Source organism: Nocardiopsis suaedae (genome assembly GCF_027706745.1).
GTDB lineage: Bacteria > Actinomycetota > Actinomycetes > Streptosporangiales > Streptosporangiaceae > Nocardiopsis_A > Nocardiopsis_A suaedae.
The window spans coordinates 1-15,977 of sequence record NZ_JAQFWP010000063.1; the positions used below are offsets into that span (position 1 = coordinate 1).

The following is a 15,977-nucleotide window of genomic DNA, read 5'->3' on the forward strand; positions in this document are numbered from 1 at the left end:
CGGGGCACCGGCTGGTGCCGTCGTTGCTGCCGGTCACCTTGCATTCCGACGCCCGCCGCCCGGCCGGGGAGCATGAGCGGGGCACCGGCCGAGCCGCCCACCGACCCGGACCGCGAGAAGCCCGCCGGACGGCATGTCGACCATGGTCGCGTCCTCTCCTCGGCCCGGGGCGGTCCGGTCGGTGGCCCGGTCGGCGATCGCGGCGCGGGGCGGATGGGTTCGGCCAGGTCCTCGCGGATCCGCTCTGCCGCGGGCACAGCGCGCTCAGTCGCGCGACGTGGAGGCCTCCATCCATGCCTGCGTCCGCTCGCGCACGTCGGCGTCGGTCACCGTGACCGTCTTCCTGCCCTGCTTGCCGCCCTGCAGGCGGACCTCCGGGCCGCGGCCGCCCGGGAGGAAGGCACTGTGGAACGCGAAGGAGAAGAGCCGCCACTCCCTGCGCTCCGGGTCCTCGACGAACCGGAACCACAGCGGTGAGGCGCGGCGCAGGTCCTCGCCGCCGTCGTAGGCGTTGACGACGTTTCCCTCCTTGAACACGACCGGGAGCCCGAGCGCCCCCAGCGGGAAGCGTGTGTCGTCGCCGTGTACGACCTCTTCGTACTCAGCGGTCTTGATGAAGGGGTCGTACCTGGCCTCTGTCGACCGGTTCGGACGCGGCGCCCGGAAGTGGCGGTACAACTCCCCGGCCTCGGCGGCCGCCTCGCGCCAGGTGCCGCCGCTCGGCTCGCCCAGCGCCGCGATGGTCGCCCCCTCCCCGAGCACGGGGTACCTCGGAGTGCCGCCGGTGCGCCCGTTCGCCTCGGGCAGGTAGTTCTTCGCGCACTCGGCCAGGGCGCCATCCGACACGGGGAGGTGGCCAAGGGCCCGGTAGTGGTCGATCCCCGGGGTGTCGGCGGAATGCTGCTGCCAGACCTTGGGCAGGGGGCCGTCCTGGTGGATCAGGCGCACGCCCCCGAACCCCTTCCGTGTGCGGGCACCGAACCCGCCGTAGGTGCACGCCAGCCACAGGCCCGCCATCGTCAGCGCGTCGGCGCGCTCGTCTCCGGAGAAGCCCACCTTGAGCGTGAAGGTGCCGCCGGGTTTGACGTAGGGACGCGTGTTGGAGAACTTCTTGGTCTCGCGGTTGTAGACGACGTGGCCCTGCCCGAGCAGGTAGGCGATCCATTTCCCGTCGTCGTCGGAGAGCGGCAGCGTCCCCGCGGCGCCCCGGTAAGTGTCCCTCGGCTGTGCGCTCAGGCGGAGCCGCACCGGGCACTTGCGCTCCGTGCTCCCGAAGACCGCCTGTTCGAGACGCGCCAGCCCTTTGACGTCGTCGCCGAACCGCGTCCCGGCCAGCGCGCGAAACCAGTACCGCATCGGGCCCTTGATGGACGCCACCCGCAGCCCTGTCGCGGTGTCGTCATGGTTGAACAGGGGCGTCGTGACCTTCAGCCCGAACGTCGTCCACGCCATCGGTGCCGCCCTCCTTTCTCAGACGTCTCGTCTGCGCCGTCGTCGTCTCCGCGTCTCTGCTCAGCGCTCCGAGCGCCAACGCTGATGGGACAGGGGCGCGGTGACCGGCTTGTCGTCCCAGAGGATCTGCGAGAAGACCCCGGCCGCCAGGCAGACCGAGGTGGCCAGCGCCAGGATCGCCGCGGGACTGCCCGGCCGCCTGGGCGGTTCCGCCGCCGGAAAGGCCTCCGTCGAGGCCCCGGAGGAGGGGGCGGCCGCGTCCCCGGTCCACGCGGTGCGCAGCCGGTCCCCGTCCTCGGAGAAGACCGGGGCGACGAGCACCATCCCCAGCAGCGCCACCAGAAAGGCGTGGGCCAGCCCCGTCCCCGTGGCCAGGGCGGCGCGGGCGACGACCCGCCCGCGGACCCGCGTCCGGCCGCCGCCTTCGGGCACTTGGCCGGAGTTGTGGTTGCGGACCTGGGTGAGCAGGTAGCCGAACGGCGCGGCGGCGATGAGCAGGGCCGTCCCGGCACTCGCCCACCCGAGGGAGAGCCCCGTCCACCAGTCGGGGTGGAAGGCGACCAGCACGATCAGCCCGACCACGGCGGCAGCGGGGAAGCGCAGCATCAGGGGCATCGCCCACCGGCGTCCGTAGGCGAGCGTTCCCGCCCCGATCACCGTGTAGGCCGCCCCCGCGAACGCGGCGGCGAGGTACCAGGAGCCCAGTGCTCCGGACGCGAGGGCCGCGACGGCGGCCGAGACCAGTGCCAGGAGGGCCGTGCCGAGTACGGCGCCGAACAGCAGCGCCTGCCCCTTCGCGCGCCAGGCGCCCGGCCTGCCCACGACCGCGGCCCAGGCCTCGACGACCGCGAACCGGGGCAGCAGGTGGTGCTCGACGGCGTCCTCCGTGACGGCCCGGTCTGCGGGCAGCCCGGTGGGGACGGCAAGGGTGGCGCCGCCCCGCCCACCCTGCTCGCACTGCGCGAGGTCGGCGAGAACGAGCGGACGCCCGTCGAACCCCGAGGCGAAGGCCAGCGCGCGCACCTCCTCTTCGACGGCGAACGGCGGCGCATGGTCGAACAGCGGCACGGACTGGTACCCGCCCAGGTGCGCGCGCCACGCCTCGCGCGCCTCGCGCGCGCGGCGGATCAGTTCGACCCCGGTGTCGTAGCCGAAGACCCGCCCCAGAGCGCTCGTCGACGCCCAGGACGGCTCCCACAGGCCGAGGTCCCGGAACGGTTCGGCCAGGACGAGGAAGCGCATACGGGCGATGAGCGGCTCCCACCGGCGGATCCGGTGCGCCCCCGCCGAGTCCCCCTGGGCGTACTCCCAGAGCGCGTCCACGGTTCCCGCCAGGACACACCACACGGACGGCCCCTGGGCCTCGGCCTCCTCCTCCGTGAGGTCCGGCCGGACTCGAAGCACGCGCGGAAGCCACGCGATGAACGCTTCCGGCCGGTGGACGAGGACGCGGGCGGTGTGCGGCTGCTCCTCCCAGAGGCGGAAGAGGCCCTCACCGGCCTGCCGGTAGCCGATCCCCTCGTCCTGCTGCGCCCTGTCGACCTGGAGCACGGCCTCCCGCAGCTCCTCCCCCGCCAGGGCGGCGGCGTCGTTGCCGGATGCCGCACCGCCCCGGCCGGCGCCGTCGCGTCCGGCGTCGGCCACGGCCCCAAGGCCGGTGGTGAGGCGCTCCGCCAGGGCGACGAGCATCGACGGCAGCGAAGGCCCAAGCGCGGCACGGTCCCCGTGCTCGGGGTGCGTTTCGCTCACGGCTCTTTCGTCGCCTCAGGGAGCATTTCGTTCAGCGCATACCCGAACGGGGTCAGGCGCCACTCCCGCTTGTCGCTGTCGAAGTCGTAGGCGAAACCCTGCAAGGGCTTCCCGTCGGGCGGCTCCGTCCTGAAGACCCCGTCCCCTCGTTCGACGCCCTTGAACTGGCGTTCCAGGAACTCCCTGTGGAACGACCGCAGCGGCATTTCGACCGCGCTGCCGGAGCTGAGCTCGTGTACGGCGTACGCCTTCACCATTCGGGGGCCGAGGATGCTGCGCAGTGCCTCGGCCATTCCGAGGACGAACGGCAGTGCGCCCTTGAAGCCGCCGGAGGTGTGGAAGCGGACCACGCGCTCACCGGCACCGTGCGCCCTGGCCCGCTCGACCATGCGGCGCACGCCCCGCCCCACACCGCCGAGGTCGCGCATGGCCTCGATGAAGCCCGCCGTGTCCCGAGCATCGAGTCCCGGGACGCGGACGATGACGATCGCGCCGTCGAGGGAGGCCACGGCGTCGGACGGGTCGTGCAGGTAGTGGACGCGCCCCAGGTCGCCGCCGGCCATGGCGGCGGCGTTGACCAGGGCGGCCCGCAGCCCGGGGCCGGTGTCGCTGGCGATGAGCACCGCCGTGTCCTGCGAGGGAAGGGCGCATGTGCCCGGGCCGGGTCCGTCGGCCGGGCGCCCCAGGTAGGCCGCCAGCGCGGACAGTTCGGCGCTCAGGCCCGGCTTCCACTCCTCCACGCGCACCTCGCGCAGGAGCGCGGTGAATTCGGTGTGGGCCTCCTCCCCCTTCTTCACGGCCCGGGCCACCCGCTCGGCCTGCCGGTCCCGGTCGCCGGAGTCCTCCGCGTCGCGCAGCCGCTTCCTCCGGGCATGGAGGCTCTCGGCGACCTCCCGGTCCAACCGGTGCCGCTCGGCCATCGCGGCCGGTTCCGCCCTGAGGTTGCCGAACAGGCTGAGGCCCACGCTGACGATGTGCACGGTCCCGGTGGCCGTCACGTGCGCTTCCCCTTCTTCGTCCCCTTGCCCGCCCCGGCCGGCCCCCCGGTGGAGGGGGCGGATGCCGGTCGGCACATGAAGTAGCCGTATCCGGCGGTGGTCCGGCCGCCGACGCCGCTCTCGTCCCCGGCGCGCTCCAGCCACTCGGCGGCGGTCCGCAGAGCGTCCTCGTCGTCGCCGAGCAGGTCCACGTGGAACGTGCCGCTGACCGACAGGAAGGGCACGGGGACCGGGTTGTGGTGCTCGGCGGGCGGGCGCGGTGCCGCGGGGCCACCGCCGGGCATGGTGTCGGTGTAGTAGGGCTGCTGGTGCGGGGTGATGACGTCGTCGTACACCCGCACCCCCTTCTCTCCGGGAAGGGCGTCCAGGAAGCGGACGGCTCCCCTCCCCTGGGGGCTTTCGCCGTCGGTGGCGGGGGACTCGCCGGGGCGGGGGCCGCCGAGGATCCGGCGGACCTTCTCGCGGAACGCGGAGATCCGCTCCGTCCGCTCCTCCGCCTCCGCCTTCCGCGCCTTCAGCTCCTCCTCCAGTTCCTTCTCCACGACGCGGGCGCCCTCGGCCGCCACGCCCTTGAGAGTCGAGGCGGGGATCACCGGCCACCCGTAGGTGCCGTGCATCGCCAGGCCGCTCTCCTGCTCGCCGTACTGCAGGCCCAGGCCGGTGACGATGCGCCACTCGGGCACCAGTTCCAGCCGTTCGGCGTAGCGCCGGGGCGTCTCCCCTGCCTTCCAGCGCTCGACGAAGGCGTGCCGACGTGCCAGAGCGCCCTTGAGCAGCTCCGCGTTGCCCTGCCCGAGCCCTGATTCGGCCGCCCACCGGTTGAGCAGCCCGCGCGCCTCGGCGACCTTGAGCTTCTGGTCCTCGTGCTCCTTCTCGAACGCCAAGCGCTGGAGGAGGACCAGGGCGTTGGCGCCCTTGTCGACGTCGCCCCCGCCATCCTTGAGGACGGTGGAGGGGCGGCCCTTCTTGCGATTCTCATCGACGGGGATGCGGCGCTCGACCTGCACCCGGGCGCCCAGCGGGCCGTACGCGCGGAACGGGTGGACCGTCTCGTCGTCCGGGTCGCCTCCCGCGCCCGGGGCGCGCTTATCTCTGGGCATTGTCGCTTCCCTCCCCGGTTCCCTCGTCGGAGCGGTCCCACAACGCGTCGGACAGCCGGGAGAGCCAGATGGCCAGGGCGTCGATCTCCGCCGAAGCGCGCGCGTACTCGATGGGGGTGGCGCCGGCCAGGTGCCTCAGGCACTCCTGCCGGGTCATGGTGTCCCCCGCCTTGCCGAGGATCCGCCTGTCCGCGAGGCGCTGGGCGATCTTGTCGGCGAGAAGGCCGTAAGCCTGCTGCAGCTTGTCCTTGGAATCGTTGGCGCGGGCGCAGATGAACGCGTAGGTCGCGGCCAGTCCTCCGCCTCTGAGGCGCGAGGGGAGCTGCCGCATGCGGGTGCGGACCTCCTTGGTCACCTTCTGCGGAAGGATCTCGTAGGCGGTGGCCGCCAGTTCCTGGTCGATGCGCACGGCTCCGCTCATACGGCGTCCGCCTCCCCCTTGACCAGGTGGGCCCACACCAGGCCCTTGCCCAGGGTCTCGTCGCCGCCGACCTGCAGGACCCGGCCGTCGAGCAGTTCGTCGACCCGGTCGGCCAGGCCGCTGGAGGCGGCGCCGTCGTCGCGCAGGGTCAGCACCGACACGAGCAGCGTCTCGGCGGGCAGGTACTCGCTCGTGAAGGGGCCGTTGGCGACGGTCTTGTTCTCCGCGTTCAGCTGCACGCGCACCGACAGTTCGGTGCACTCCCTGAGGAGCTGGCCCATGACCGTCTCGTCCACCACGATGAGGTCCTCGCGCAGCTTGCCCGCGAAAGGCGCGAAGAACGGCTCGTCGCCGATGCCCTCGCGGGCGATGAGGTCGGCCCACTCGGCCACCGGGTCGGATTCGCCCTTCTTGGCGCCGCGCACCGGCACCACGCACGGACCGAGCACCTGCCGGGCGTCCGCCCACTTGTCCTTGGCGCAGACGCCGCCGCCGTCGGGGACGGCGGGGAAGGGGCGGGTGCCGCGGTCGTCGCGGACGCGGGCGTGCTTGCGGGCCAGGCGGCTGAGCGCCAGGGCCGAGGTGGCCCAGGCGAAGGTGTCCTTCAGGGTCGGCACGGGGACGGCGAGGAGCTGGGCGTCGCCCACCACCAGGCGTCCCGCGTTGCCGTTGATGCCGGGGCCGTCGTCGCCGCCGGAGGTGGCGCGGCCGAAGAGCTCGTCCAGGAGGGTCCCGCCGTCGGCGGCGCCGTCTCGCCGGTCCCCCCACCCGGCGTCGTAGGCGGCCTGCCGGAGCGCGCCCTTGAGGCTCTGACCCCACACGAGGGGGTGGCCGGTCGCCGCCTCGCGCTGGATGGGCAGGTCGACCGAGCCGTCGGCCTCGGCTCCCCCGGCGTGCAGGGGCGATTCGGTGTACAGGTAGAGCAGATAGGTTCTCACGACCACACTCCGGTCAGGACGACTCCGAAACCCGCGGTGTCCATGCGCTCCCGTGCGGGCGGGCCGAGCGCGCGGGCGTGGTGCTCGGCGGCCCAGGCGGCGGCCTCCTCCTCGCCGGGGAAGCGCAGCAGGTAGAGCGATCCGGGCGGGACGGCCCAGGCGAGCACCCGCGTGTTCCAGAACCCCTCGTCCCCGGCCTTGGGCGAGGCGGAGGCGACCGCCAGGGGGTCGCCCACCACGGCCGAGACGAGTTCGGCCCCTGGGGGCGGTTCGGGGTGCCATCCCCGGGGCCACAGGGCCGGGGTGGCGACGTAGAGGAGGACGCGCCCGCCGGGGAAGCGCGCGGGGGCCCGGGGCCAGTCGGCGCCCGGGGCCGGGTCGACGTCGGCCATGCGGGCCAGCCCGCCGAACTGGACCGGGTCGGGCGGGCCGATGTCGACCTGGCGCTGCTGCCGGGGCTCGGGGGTCACGTGCGCGGCGAAGGCCCATCCCTGCCGCAGGCGCATGTGCGTGGTGCGGTAGAGCATCCCGGTGCGGACGGTGCGTGTGCGCGGGTCCAGCTCGATGCCGGTGCGCGGCTCGGGGACGACCGGGTCGTCGACCGCGTCGAGGACGTCATAGGAGGCGACGCTCCCGGGGGCGACCAGGGCGCCGTGGAGGTAGTCCTGGAGGGTCCCTCCGGAGAGGAGCGCATCGCAGGGCGCGGTCTTCTTGTCCTCGTCCTCCACGTCGTCGGGGAGGGCGGGCAGACGCAGGCCGCCGATGCCGCCCGCCTCGGCGGTGCTGTGGAGGTCGGTCACGGGTACCGCTCCGGCCCCGCCGGGCCCCGATCCGGGCTGCGCATCGGGGCCTCCTGGCAGGAACATGCGCCAGACCTTCGTGCGCACCGGGTCGGTATGCAGGTCATGGGGGGCGGGGAAGTAGGGCCGCCAACCGTCGCCCGTCCGCCGTACGAGGACGGGGCCGCGCACGCTCTGCGGGTCCTCACCTCCCAGGGCGGCGGCCAGGGCCCCGGCGATCGTGGAGGGCCACGGGCGCACGCTGTGGGCGATGCCTCCGGTCCCGGCGTCGAAGGAGCGCCCGTCCCGCACTTGGACGGTGTCGTGGGGCTGCACCACCAGCCAGCGGTCGGTCACGGGCGGGCGGGGTGTCCGTGCGTTCACAGCACCTCCTGGCGGAGGAAGACGGCCACACGCACGGCGTCCTCGTCGAGCAGGCGCCCTTCGGGCGCCAAGCGCGCGAGGGCCGCGACGGCGTCGTGCGCGAATGCGCGTTTCAGCTTCTCGTCGTCCTTTGGGGCGGCTTCTGGGGGAGCGCTGCCGCCGGGTGGCGGGGCGACGGTGGTGTGGCGCCGGATGAGGCGGCGCATTTCGGCTTCGGCGACCCCGCGCGGCAGCGGCCGGTGATCTTCCCCGGCGCCGTCGGCACCCCCGTCCAGGTGGGTCCGCTCGGCGATGAGGTCGGCCAAGAGGCGGGGCGAGAGGCGGATGCGGGCGCTGTCGCCCCGCGGCATGAAGACCCGCAGCGCCTCCTCGGGCGGGGCGCCGTCCGCCCAGCCGACGACGCATTCGGCGTGCGCGCCGCTGTTGCGGATGTAACCGATGCCCAGGCCGTGCTTGCCCTCCCTTCGCTTGGCCTCCGCGAGGAGTTCGTGCGCGCGGTGCAGGGCCTCGCGGAGCGAGGAGTCGTGGTGGAAGAAGAGCAGCCCGGTGCTGGCGGTGGGCAGCGGGGCGCGGACGGTGTCGTGGCAGGCGCGCGCCACGCCGAGGGCCTGGGCGGCGGGGACGAGCGCCAAGAGGTCGTCGCCCCCGGCGTAGACGACGGTGCCGAGGGCCTTCTCGACGGCGGAGCGCTGCTCTGCGGCGACCTCGGACAACTCGCGGGAGATCCGGCCGTGCTCCTCCGCCGTGACCTCCAGCGGTCCGCCGTCCTGGCCACGGCCCCTGCCGGACAGGAAGCGGCCCATGGAGTCGAGGTCCTGGACGAGCACGGCCAGGTGCGGAGACGGCGGCGCCAGCCCGGCCTGCTCGCCCGCCTGCGCCAAGGCCTTGGACGCCATCGCGCCCAGCCCGACCGCCTCCTCGAACAGCTCGGGCAGGCCGGATTCCCCGTCCTCTCCGGCCTCTCCGTCGTCGCCCTTGAGACCGAAGCGGTGCGCGAGCGCGTCGAGGTGCCACACCCCCGGGTAGACCCACTGCGCGCCCCGCCCGCGGAACCAGTCGGCGGCCGGGTCGCCGCCGCCGGCCCCCGTGACCTCCTCGGGGAACCCCGGTAGCGCCGCTTCGGAGATGTCCTGCCTGTCGACCTGGTCGACGCAGTCCTTGAGGTCCCTGACCGCCTCCGCGATCCCGGGCCGGTCCCAGTGGCGCAGGACCGCGGCGCGGTAGTGGGCCGACGCGATCCCCTTGGTAGAGGGGAACCCCTTCTGCTCGCCGCCGCCGCGCCTGTGCCAGAGACGCTTGACCCAGCTCGGGACGGAGAGGTCCTCGCCGCGCATGTGCTCGGGGGCGCGCTGAGGGGGCGGTACCGACCGCCAACGGGGCGAAAGCGTGCACAGCGGCCGGGAGGCGTCGAGGGGCTGGGCGAAGTCGCGGATGTTCTTGCGCCCGGCGAGCAGCCGCTGGGCCCGGCGCCACTGGGCGGCATGGTCACCGGCCTCCGCGGGAACGCTCACCCACTGGACGACGGGCCAGCCGGGGGTGTCCAGCTCTCCCCGGGCGCGCCTGCCGTCGTCCTCTCCGAAGACCTGCCCGACCCAGTGGGCCCACATCCCGTCGAGGTGGTCGCGCACCTGCTCGGCGGCCCGGGGTCCCGTCCCTGCCGCGACACGGGCGACGATGCGGTTGGGCATCCCGTCCTCGGCCCCGCGGGCGCGCCCTTCGACCGGGAAGACGATGCGGGCGTCCAGGCGGTCGTCCGCGAGCAGGCACTCGACACCGGCGGCGGCGAGCCCGGCGATGATCTGACTCCCCGACCGGAGGTCGGTGGTGGTGCGGGATTCCTCGATGTAGCGCTGCACCCCCGCCAGGGCGACGACGACGAGGTCACGTCCGGTCATGGGCGGTCCGCCAGGGAACACCTGCGAACCTCCCGCCCGGGAGGGGTCTGTGTGGGGGGCATGTTCTCTTTTCGGCGTGCGCTGTCGGTGCCTGCTCTCCGTCCACGGTCCGGCGGGCACGGCGGCGACGACCACCGGCCCGCCCGCACCGGAGGAGCCAAACGCTAGCAACCCGGCCCCCTCCACCCCGCCGGTTCTTTCACGAGTGGCCGGATGTGGCAGTCGCTCCTGTGAAGCCGGGAGGAAGGCGTCCTCCGATCGGCGCCGCTCCGCGCGCCCACGGAGTCGCCCGACGGTCCCCTCCGCCGCGTCCTCGCCCCTTTCCCCCCACGTGAACAGGACGGGCTCAATGCCGGCGACCGACTGACGCGTGGAGCCCCGGGGGCCGCACCGAGTCCGGAATTCTTGCCCGGCGGTCCGCCGAAAGTCCGGATCCGGCCGGGAGGGCTCATCCGTCCCGAGGGGGACCTCCGGTCCCTATCCTGGTGGACATCCCGCCCGCTGCCCCGCCCCCGCACCGGAAAGGCCCCCATGCCCCAGCTCGCGCTCGCCATGGACTTCCTCAGCCAGTACGCGGCACTGGAGAAAAGGGTGCGCGAGGCGGTCAACGCGGCGCTGCGCAAGTTCTCCGACACCTATTTCGCCGGCGGGCACCTGGAACGCCCCCACGAGGCGATGGACCCGCGGTGGCGGACACTGCGGATCACCCTCGGATACCGCGGTGTCGTCCTGGCGCCCGGGGACGGGGACATGTTCCTGCTCGTGGCCGTCCTCCCGCACGACGACGCCTACCAGTACTGCAAAAGGCGGCGCGCTTCGGTCAACCAGGCGTTCGGCGTACTGGAGTTCCGCGACGAGGCGAATCTGGAGACGGTCGGGGCCGCCCTGCGGCCGACCGCCGAAGGCGCGGAGAAGCGGCTGTTCGACCACGTCGCCGACAAGCACCTCGCCCAACTCGGGATCGACGCCCACACGCAGCGCATCGTGCGCCTGCTGCCCGACGAGACCCACCTGGACGCGCTCCAGCCCATGCTCCCGGCCGCCCAGCACAACGCCCTCGTCGCCCTGGCCTCGGGGATGACCGTGGAGGAGGCGTGGGCCGAACTCAGCAAGGACCTGGTCGAGGAGGTCGCGCCCTCCGACATCGACCCCGAGGACCTGACCGCGGCCATCCGCCGCACCCCGCAGCGGGCCGTCTTCGTGGAGGGGCCCGAGGAGCTGCAGGACATCCTCGACCATCCCTTCGACGCCTGGCGTACGTTCCTCCACCCGCGGCAGAAGCGGATCGCCTACAAGGAGGGCTACGGCGGCCCGGCCATGGTCACCGGCGGCGCGGGGACCGGGAAGACGGTCACGGCCGTGCACCGCACGGCCCACCTCGCCGCCCGGGTGCACGCCTCCGGACAGGAGGCGGGCGACAGCGGCACGGGGGAGCCGCCGATCCTGCTGACCACGTTCACCAAGACCCTCGATGCCGCGCTCCGCGCCCAGATCGACCTGCTCGCCGGCGCCTCCGAGGAACGCCGCCTGGTCGACGTGCGCAACCTCGACAAGATCGCCCACCAGGTCGTGCGCGAGGAGACGGGCGCCATGCCCGCGCTCCCGCGGACACGCGAGCTCATGGACCTGTGGGACGGCTTCGCCGAGGAGACCGGCTTCAGCGGCCGCTTCCTCCTCGACGAGTGGGAGCACGTCATCCTGGCGCAGGAGCTCACCACCGAGAAGGAGTACCTCAAGGCCCGGCGGCGCGGCAGGGGCGGGCGGCTGGGCGAGGGGCACCGCAAGGCGATCTGGTCCGCCGTCCTGGGGGCCACGGACCGGATGCGGGCCCAGGGCCAGTGGACGTTCACCCAACTGGCCTCCGAGGCCGCGGCGGTCCTCGCCCGTAAGGGGCGGCACCTGTACCGCCACGTCGTCGTCGATGAATCGCAGGACCTCCACCCTGCGAAGTGGCGCCTGGTCCGGGCGCTGGTCCCCGAGGGCCCCGACGACCTCTTCATCGCCGGGGACCCGCACCAGCGCATCTACGACCACCGCGTCTCCCTGGCGGCCGTCGGCATCAACGTCCGAGGCCGCAGCCGCAAGCTGAACGTCAACTACCGCAGCACGCAGGAGATCCTGTCGTGGGCCGTCCCCCTCCTCGGCACCTCCCCCGTCGAAGGGCTCGACGGCCTCCAGGACCGGCTCGACGGCTATTCCTCTCCCCTGCACGGACGCACGCCGGTCGTGCAGGCCTTCCCCTCCCGGGACGAGGAACTGTCGGCGCTGGCCGACAGGGTGACGGCATGGACGGCCGAAGGGGTCGAGGCCGACGCCATCGGTGTGGCCGCGCGGACCGACGCCCTTGCACGCGAAGCGGCCGCAGCACTCCGCACCCGCTCCATCGCCACGTGCGGGCTCGCCGAGAACAGCGGCGTGCGCGTCGGAACGATGCACTCGATGAAGGGGCTGGAGTTCCGGTGCACCGCCGTCGTCGGGGCCGACGCGGAGCATCTCCCCTACGAGCCCCACCTGGTCCCGGCCGACGAGGACCCCGTCGCCCACGCGCACGACGTCCAGAAGGAGCGCAATCTCGCGTTCGTGGCGTGCACGCGGGCCCGCGACTCCCTGTACGTCTCCTACACCGGCGAGCCGAGCCGGTTCCTTTCCCGCTGACCGGCCGTCAGCACAGGGAAGACCGCTTTCCCGCTGAGCGGCCCCTCCCACGACCAGTCACACCGACGAGAGCCCGGAGCATGAAGGCCTACGAAACCGCATTCCAGAAGATGGTCGAGGGGACCAAGCAGTTCCAGATCCCGCTGTACCAGCGGCCGTACTCCTGGGGGAAGGACGAGCTCTCCCGCCTGTGGGAGGACCTGCTCGAACAGATCGAGAACGACCGTGCGGCGCCGGCGGGCAGCGCCACGACGCACTTCCTCGGCTCGGTCGTCATGGCCCCGGGCGCATCCGCCGCCAGTGACATGACCCGGTGGCTGGTGATCGACGGGCAGCAGCGGCTGACGAGCCTGACCCTGGCGCTCGCGGCCGTCCGGGACCGCCTGCGCGACCTCGGCGACGGCGGGGACGAGGAGTCCGACGCCCACCAGAACGCCGACCGGATCCACGACACCTACCTGGTCAACCGGTACAAGAAGCGCGACGACAAGTTCCGCCTCCTGCCCACCCAGGTCGACCGCGCCGTGTTCAAGGCGGTCGTCGACGGCCGCCCCAAGAACGGCGACACCGACGGCGTCGAAGGCGCCCACCACTTCTTCCTCCAGAAGATGGCCACGTACTCCGAGGACGAGCTCCTCGAGGTCGAGGCGGCCGTCGGGCGCCGGCTGAGCCTCGTGGAGATCCAGGCGGACTCCGGCGACAACGTGTTCCGGATCTTCGAGTCCCTCAACGACACGGGCAAGGGGCTCAGCCAGAGCGACCTCCTGCGCAACTACGTCTTCATGCTCCTTCCCGAGACGGGTGAGGAGGTCTACGACGAGGTGTGGTCGCCCATGCAGGACGAGCTGGGCCCAGAGCACCTGGAGACCCTGGCCTGGCTCGACCTCGTGCTGCGCGGGGATGAACGCGCAAAACAGAGCGAGGTCTACTACGGGCAGCAGAAGCGGCTGAAGGAGGTCGCCGAACGCGGCGGCGAGGCCGCGGTCCGTACGGAGCTCGAACAGCTGTGGCGCCTCGGCCAGCTGCTGCTGCGCGTGGTCGAGCCCGCCCATGAGGACGACCCCGAGCTGCGCGCGGCGCTGGCCAGGCTGGTCGCGTGGGGCAACACGATCTACCGCGCGCTGGCCCTGCGCCTGCTCCAGCTCCGTGACCAGGACCACGCCTCCACCGAAGAGGTCGTGCGCGCGCTCTCCTACGTGGAGAGCTATCTGGTCCGGCGGCTCTTCGCCGGCATCCAGTCCCAAGGGCTCAACCGGATCATGATGTCCTCACCCGCCGCGGTCCAGACGGGCGTGCCGGTGGACGAGTCCGTTCACCGCTACCTGTCGCTCCCGCGGCACCGCTGGCCCTCGGACCGTGCGCTGCGCTCGGCGATCGCCACGCGCAACTTCTACTGGACGGGCCGTGCCCCGCAGAGGACGTTCGTCCTCCGTCGGCTCGAAGAGAGCTACTGCGGGGACGAGCCCGTCGACTTCCGCAAGGCCAAGCTGTCGATCGAGCACGTGATGCCCCAGTCGCTCACGCCCCACTGGGGCGAGGTCCTCGCGGGTCAGGCCGACGACGATGAAACGCCCGCCGAACTCCACGCGCGGCTGCTGCACACCCTCGGCAACCTGACCCTCACCTCGCAGAACTCCCGCCTGTCCAACCACCTGTTCGAGCGCAAGCAGCAGATCCTCGACCGCAGCGCTCTGGAGATGAACCGCGAGATCGCGGACGCGGACAGTTGGGGCCGCCCGGAGATCGAGAGGCGTTCGGAGCGCCTCGCGGACAGGGCGATCGCCCTGTGGCCGGCGCCGCTCCCCGCGGAGGAGGGCGAGGAGGGCCCCGAACTGATCGGAGAGCCGACCCGGGCCGCCCTGGCCGCGATCCCCTCCGGCGGTTGGACGTCCTACCGGGATGTCGGCCAGCTGGTCGGGGCCAAGGCGGCGACCATCGCCTCCCTCCTGCGGCAGGGGGCGGGACTGCCCAATGCGCACCGCGTCCTGGCGACCGACGGTGTGCCCGCGACGGCGGAGGCCGAGCAGGCGCTGGCCGCGGAGGGGGTCGCCTTCACCGGCACCGGCGCGGCCGCCCCGGACCGGCGCCTGTCGGCGGCGACGCTCGCCACGCTCACCGGCATGGAGGTGAACGAGCGCGTCGAGCAGGAGCAGATGTTCCTCGACCAGCTCGCCGCCCACCTGTCCGCCGACGAAGCGCAGGCCGTCACCGGGCTGATGGAGACCTGGGAGAGGCTGGGCGGCGTCCTGGACTACCGGACCTCATCGAACCAGGCCGTCAGCTGCCGCCTCTTCGCCTGGGAGCGGTCGACCTCACCGGATATCCGCTGGCCCCTGGTGACCTACCCCCAGTACGGCAACATCGAGGTGGTCTTCCAGTACCTGCGCACGCGGCCGCCGTTCGATGATGCGGACCTGCGCCTGGAGCTCTTGAAGCGCCTGAACCAGGTGCCCGGTATCGAGCTGCCGGAAGCGGCTCTGGAACGGCGTCCGAGCTTTCCCGTCTCGGCGCTCACGGGCGAGAGCCAGGAGATCGTCCGCGAGACGCTGGAGTGGTTCCTCGGCCACTGCAGGGAGTGGCTCGCCGAACGCAGGTAGCCGTAAGGCCGCCGTCTGTCGGGGCGGGAGGCGTGCGCCTCCCGCCCCTTGCCGCTTCGGGTCAGGTCAGACCTTGCGCCATTCGGGGACCCAGGTGCCGTCCTCGTCGACCGTGTAGTCGCCGAACAGGGACGGGGCCTCCTCGCGGACCGCTGCGGCGATCTTGCCGAACAGCAGGCGGATCTCCTCCTCCGCGCCGGGGGCCGTGCGGGCCTCGATGGCGTGGCGCAGGGTGCGCACGTTCGCCGTCCAGACCAGGCCGGTGGCCACGCCCTCGGGGGCGAAGCGGCGCATGAACGACGTCTTGTGCTTCTTGTCGGCGAACTTCTTGCCCTCTTCGTCGAGCTCGAAGTGGTCGGCCATCCAGAGCTGGAACTCCTCCATGCGCCGCAGCATGTCGGTGGCGCGCTCCATCAGCTCCGGGTCGTCCTGGGCCCACTCAGGGAACCAGAACGGCAGGTCCGTCAGGCGCACGAAGCGCAGCGACTCCTGGGAGACCGCCACGCCGGGCCGGTGCCGGATCAGCTCGTGGGTCAGGACGCGGCTCACGTTGTGCAGCACGAAGCTGAAGCTCACGTGCTCCAGCACCGACCCGTGCAGGCTGCGCAGGATGTTGCTCAGGTAGGCGTCCTGGTCGGTGCGCACCCGCGTCACGTTCGGGTTCAGGCCCGGCTCCCAGGAGCGGTAGCACAGGCGCCCGGCGAACTCGGCCAGGTTCTGCGGGTCGTTCAGGTGGGCGTCGAGCTCGCCCCGGTCGAACCGCTCCAGCCACTTCTCCCCGCCGACGTCGGCGAGGTAGCTCGCCACCTCGCCGTAGTCCAGCTGCGGCTTGGCGACCAGGTGGACCTCGGGCTCGACCTGCTTCATCGTGCTCCCCCTCGACGAACGCTCGCGCCGCGGGGACCGCCTCGCCCCCGGGCCGCATCGACCCTACCGGGACCTGGCGGGGGGCGGGGACGGACGGGCGGGGAGTGGCGGAGGGCGGACGGTGCCGCTCCGGCACGGGCCG

At 72.8% G+C, this 15,977-nt stretch carries 11 protein-coding genes and 1 pseudogene; 2 read left to right on the top strand and 10 right to left on the bottom strand.

What is annotated here, in order from left to right; genetic code table 11:
* Positions 1 to 264 precede the first annotated feature (264 nt).
* The 9 genes and pseudogenes from cmr1 to O4U47_RS31345 form a co-directional block, all read right to left on the bottom strand.
* Positions 265 to 1,452 (bottom strand): type III-B CRISPR module RAMP protein Cmr1, encoded by a 1,188-nt coding sequence (cmr1, locus tag O4U47_RS24920; protein WP_270680400.1) that lies wholly within the window; start codon positions 1,450 to 1,452, stop codon positions 265 to 267.
* Positions 1,453 to 1,512: 60 nt separating this feature from the next.
* The gene (locus O4U47_RS24925) at positions 1,513 to 3,201 is read right to left on the bottom strand and encodes a hypothetical protein (protein ID WP_270680401.1); all 1,689 of its coding nucleotides are present in this window, start codon (positions 3,199 to 3,201) and stop codon (positions 1,513 to 1,515) included.
* Positions 3,198 to 4,199 carry a hypothetical protein gene (locus O4U47_RS24930; RefSeq protein WP_270680402.1) on the bottom strand — a complete coding sequence of 334 codons (1,002 nt, stop codon included), beginning with the start codon at positions 4,197 to 4,199 and terminating at the stop codon, positions 3,198 to 3,200. Before O4U47_RS24930 ends, O4U47_RS24925 begins: the two co-directional genes overlap by 4 nt.
* Positions 4,196 to 5,299: a type III-B CRISPR module RAMP protein Cmr6 gene (gene cmr6, locus O4U47_RS24935; RefSeq protein ID WP_270680403.1), complete on the bottom strand. Its 1,104-nt coding sequence runs from the start codon at positions 5,297 to 5,299 to the stop codon at positions 4,196 to 4,198. The genes O4U47_RS24930 and cmr6 overlap by 4 nt, the downstream gene beginning before the upstream one ends.
* The gene (locus O4U47_RS24940; RefSeq protein ID WP_270680404.1) at positions 5,286 to 5,720 is read right to left on the bottom strand and encodes a type III-B CRISPR module-associated protein Cmr5; all 435 of its coding nucleotides are present in this window, start codon (positions 5,718 to 5,720) and stop codon (positions 5,286 to 5,288) included. Before O4U47_RS24940 ends, cmr6 begins: the two co-directional genes overlap by 14 nt.
* A complete protein-coding gene (cmr4, locus tag O4U47_RS24945) occupies positions 5,717 to 6,658 on the bottom strand; it encodes a type III-B CRISPR module RAMP protein Cmr4 (protein WP_270680405.1) in 942 nt (313 codons plus the stop codon). Before cmr4 ends, O4U47_RS24940 begins: the two co-directional genes overlap by 4 nt.
* The gene (locus tag O4U47_RS24950) at positions 6,655 to 7,821 is read right to left on the bottom strand and encodes a type III-B CRISPR module-associated Cmr3 family protein (protein ID WP_270680406.1); all 1,167 of its coding nucleotides are present in this window, start codon (positions 7,819 to 7,821) and stop codon (positions 6,655 to 6,657) included. The genes cmr4 and O4U47_RS24950 overlap by 4 nt, the downstream gene beginning before the upstream one ends.
* A complete protein-coding gene (cas10, locus tag O4U47_RS31340; protein WP_408639027.1) occupies positions 7,818 to 8,717 on the bottom strand; it encodes a type III-B CRISPR-associated protein Cas10/Cmr2 in 900 nt (299 codons plus the stop codon). The genes O4U47_RS24950 and cas10 overlap by 4 nt, the downstream gene beginning before the upstream one ends.
* A gap of 837 nt (positions 8,718 to 9,554) precedes the next feature.
* A pseudogene (locus O4U47_RS31345) lies at positions 9,555 to 9,716 on the bottom strand (type III-B CRISPR-associated protein Cas10/Cmr2); the annotation flags it as partial.
* Between the two features lie 531 nt (positions 9,717 to 10,247).
* On the opposite strand from O4U47_RS31345, the gene O4U47_RS24960 reads away from it, so the two are divergent.
* Positions 10,248 to 12,371 carry a UvrD-helicase domain-containing protein gene (locus O4U47_RS24960; protein WP_270680408.1) on the top strand — a complete coding sequence of 708 codons (2,124 nt, stop codon included), beginning with the start codon at positions 10,248 to 10,250 and terminating at the stop codon, positions 12,369 to 12,371.
* 80 nt (positions 12,372 to 12,451) lie between these two features.
* A complete protein-coding gene (locus O4U47_RS24965; protein WP_270680409.1) occupies positions 12,452 to 14,968 on the top strand; it encodes a DUF262 domain-containing protein in 2,517 nt (838 codons plus the stop codon).
* Positions 14,969 to 15,034: 66 nt separating this feature from the next.
* Here O4U47_RS24965 and thyX read toward each other — a convergent pair whose 3' ends face one another.
* Entirely contained in the window at positions 15,035 to 15,835 is an 801-nt protein-coding gene (gene thyX / locus O4U47_RS24970) for an FAD-dependent thymidylate synthase (protein ID WP_270680410.1), read from the bottom strand.
* Between the last annotated feature and the right edge of the window lie 142 nt (positions 15,836 to 15,977).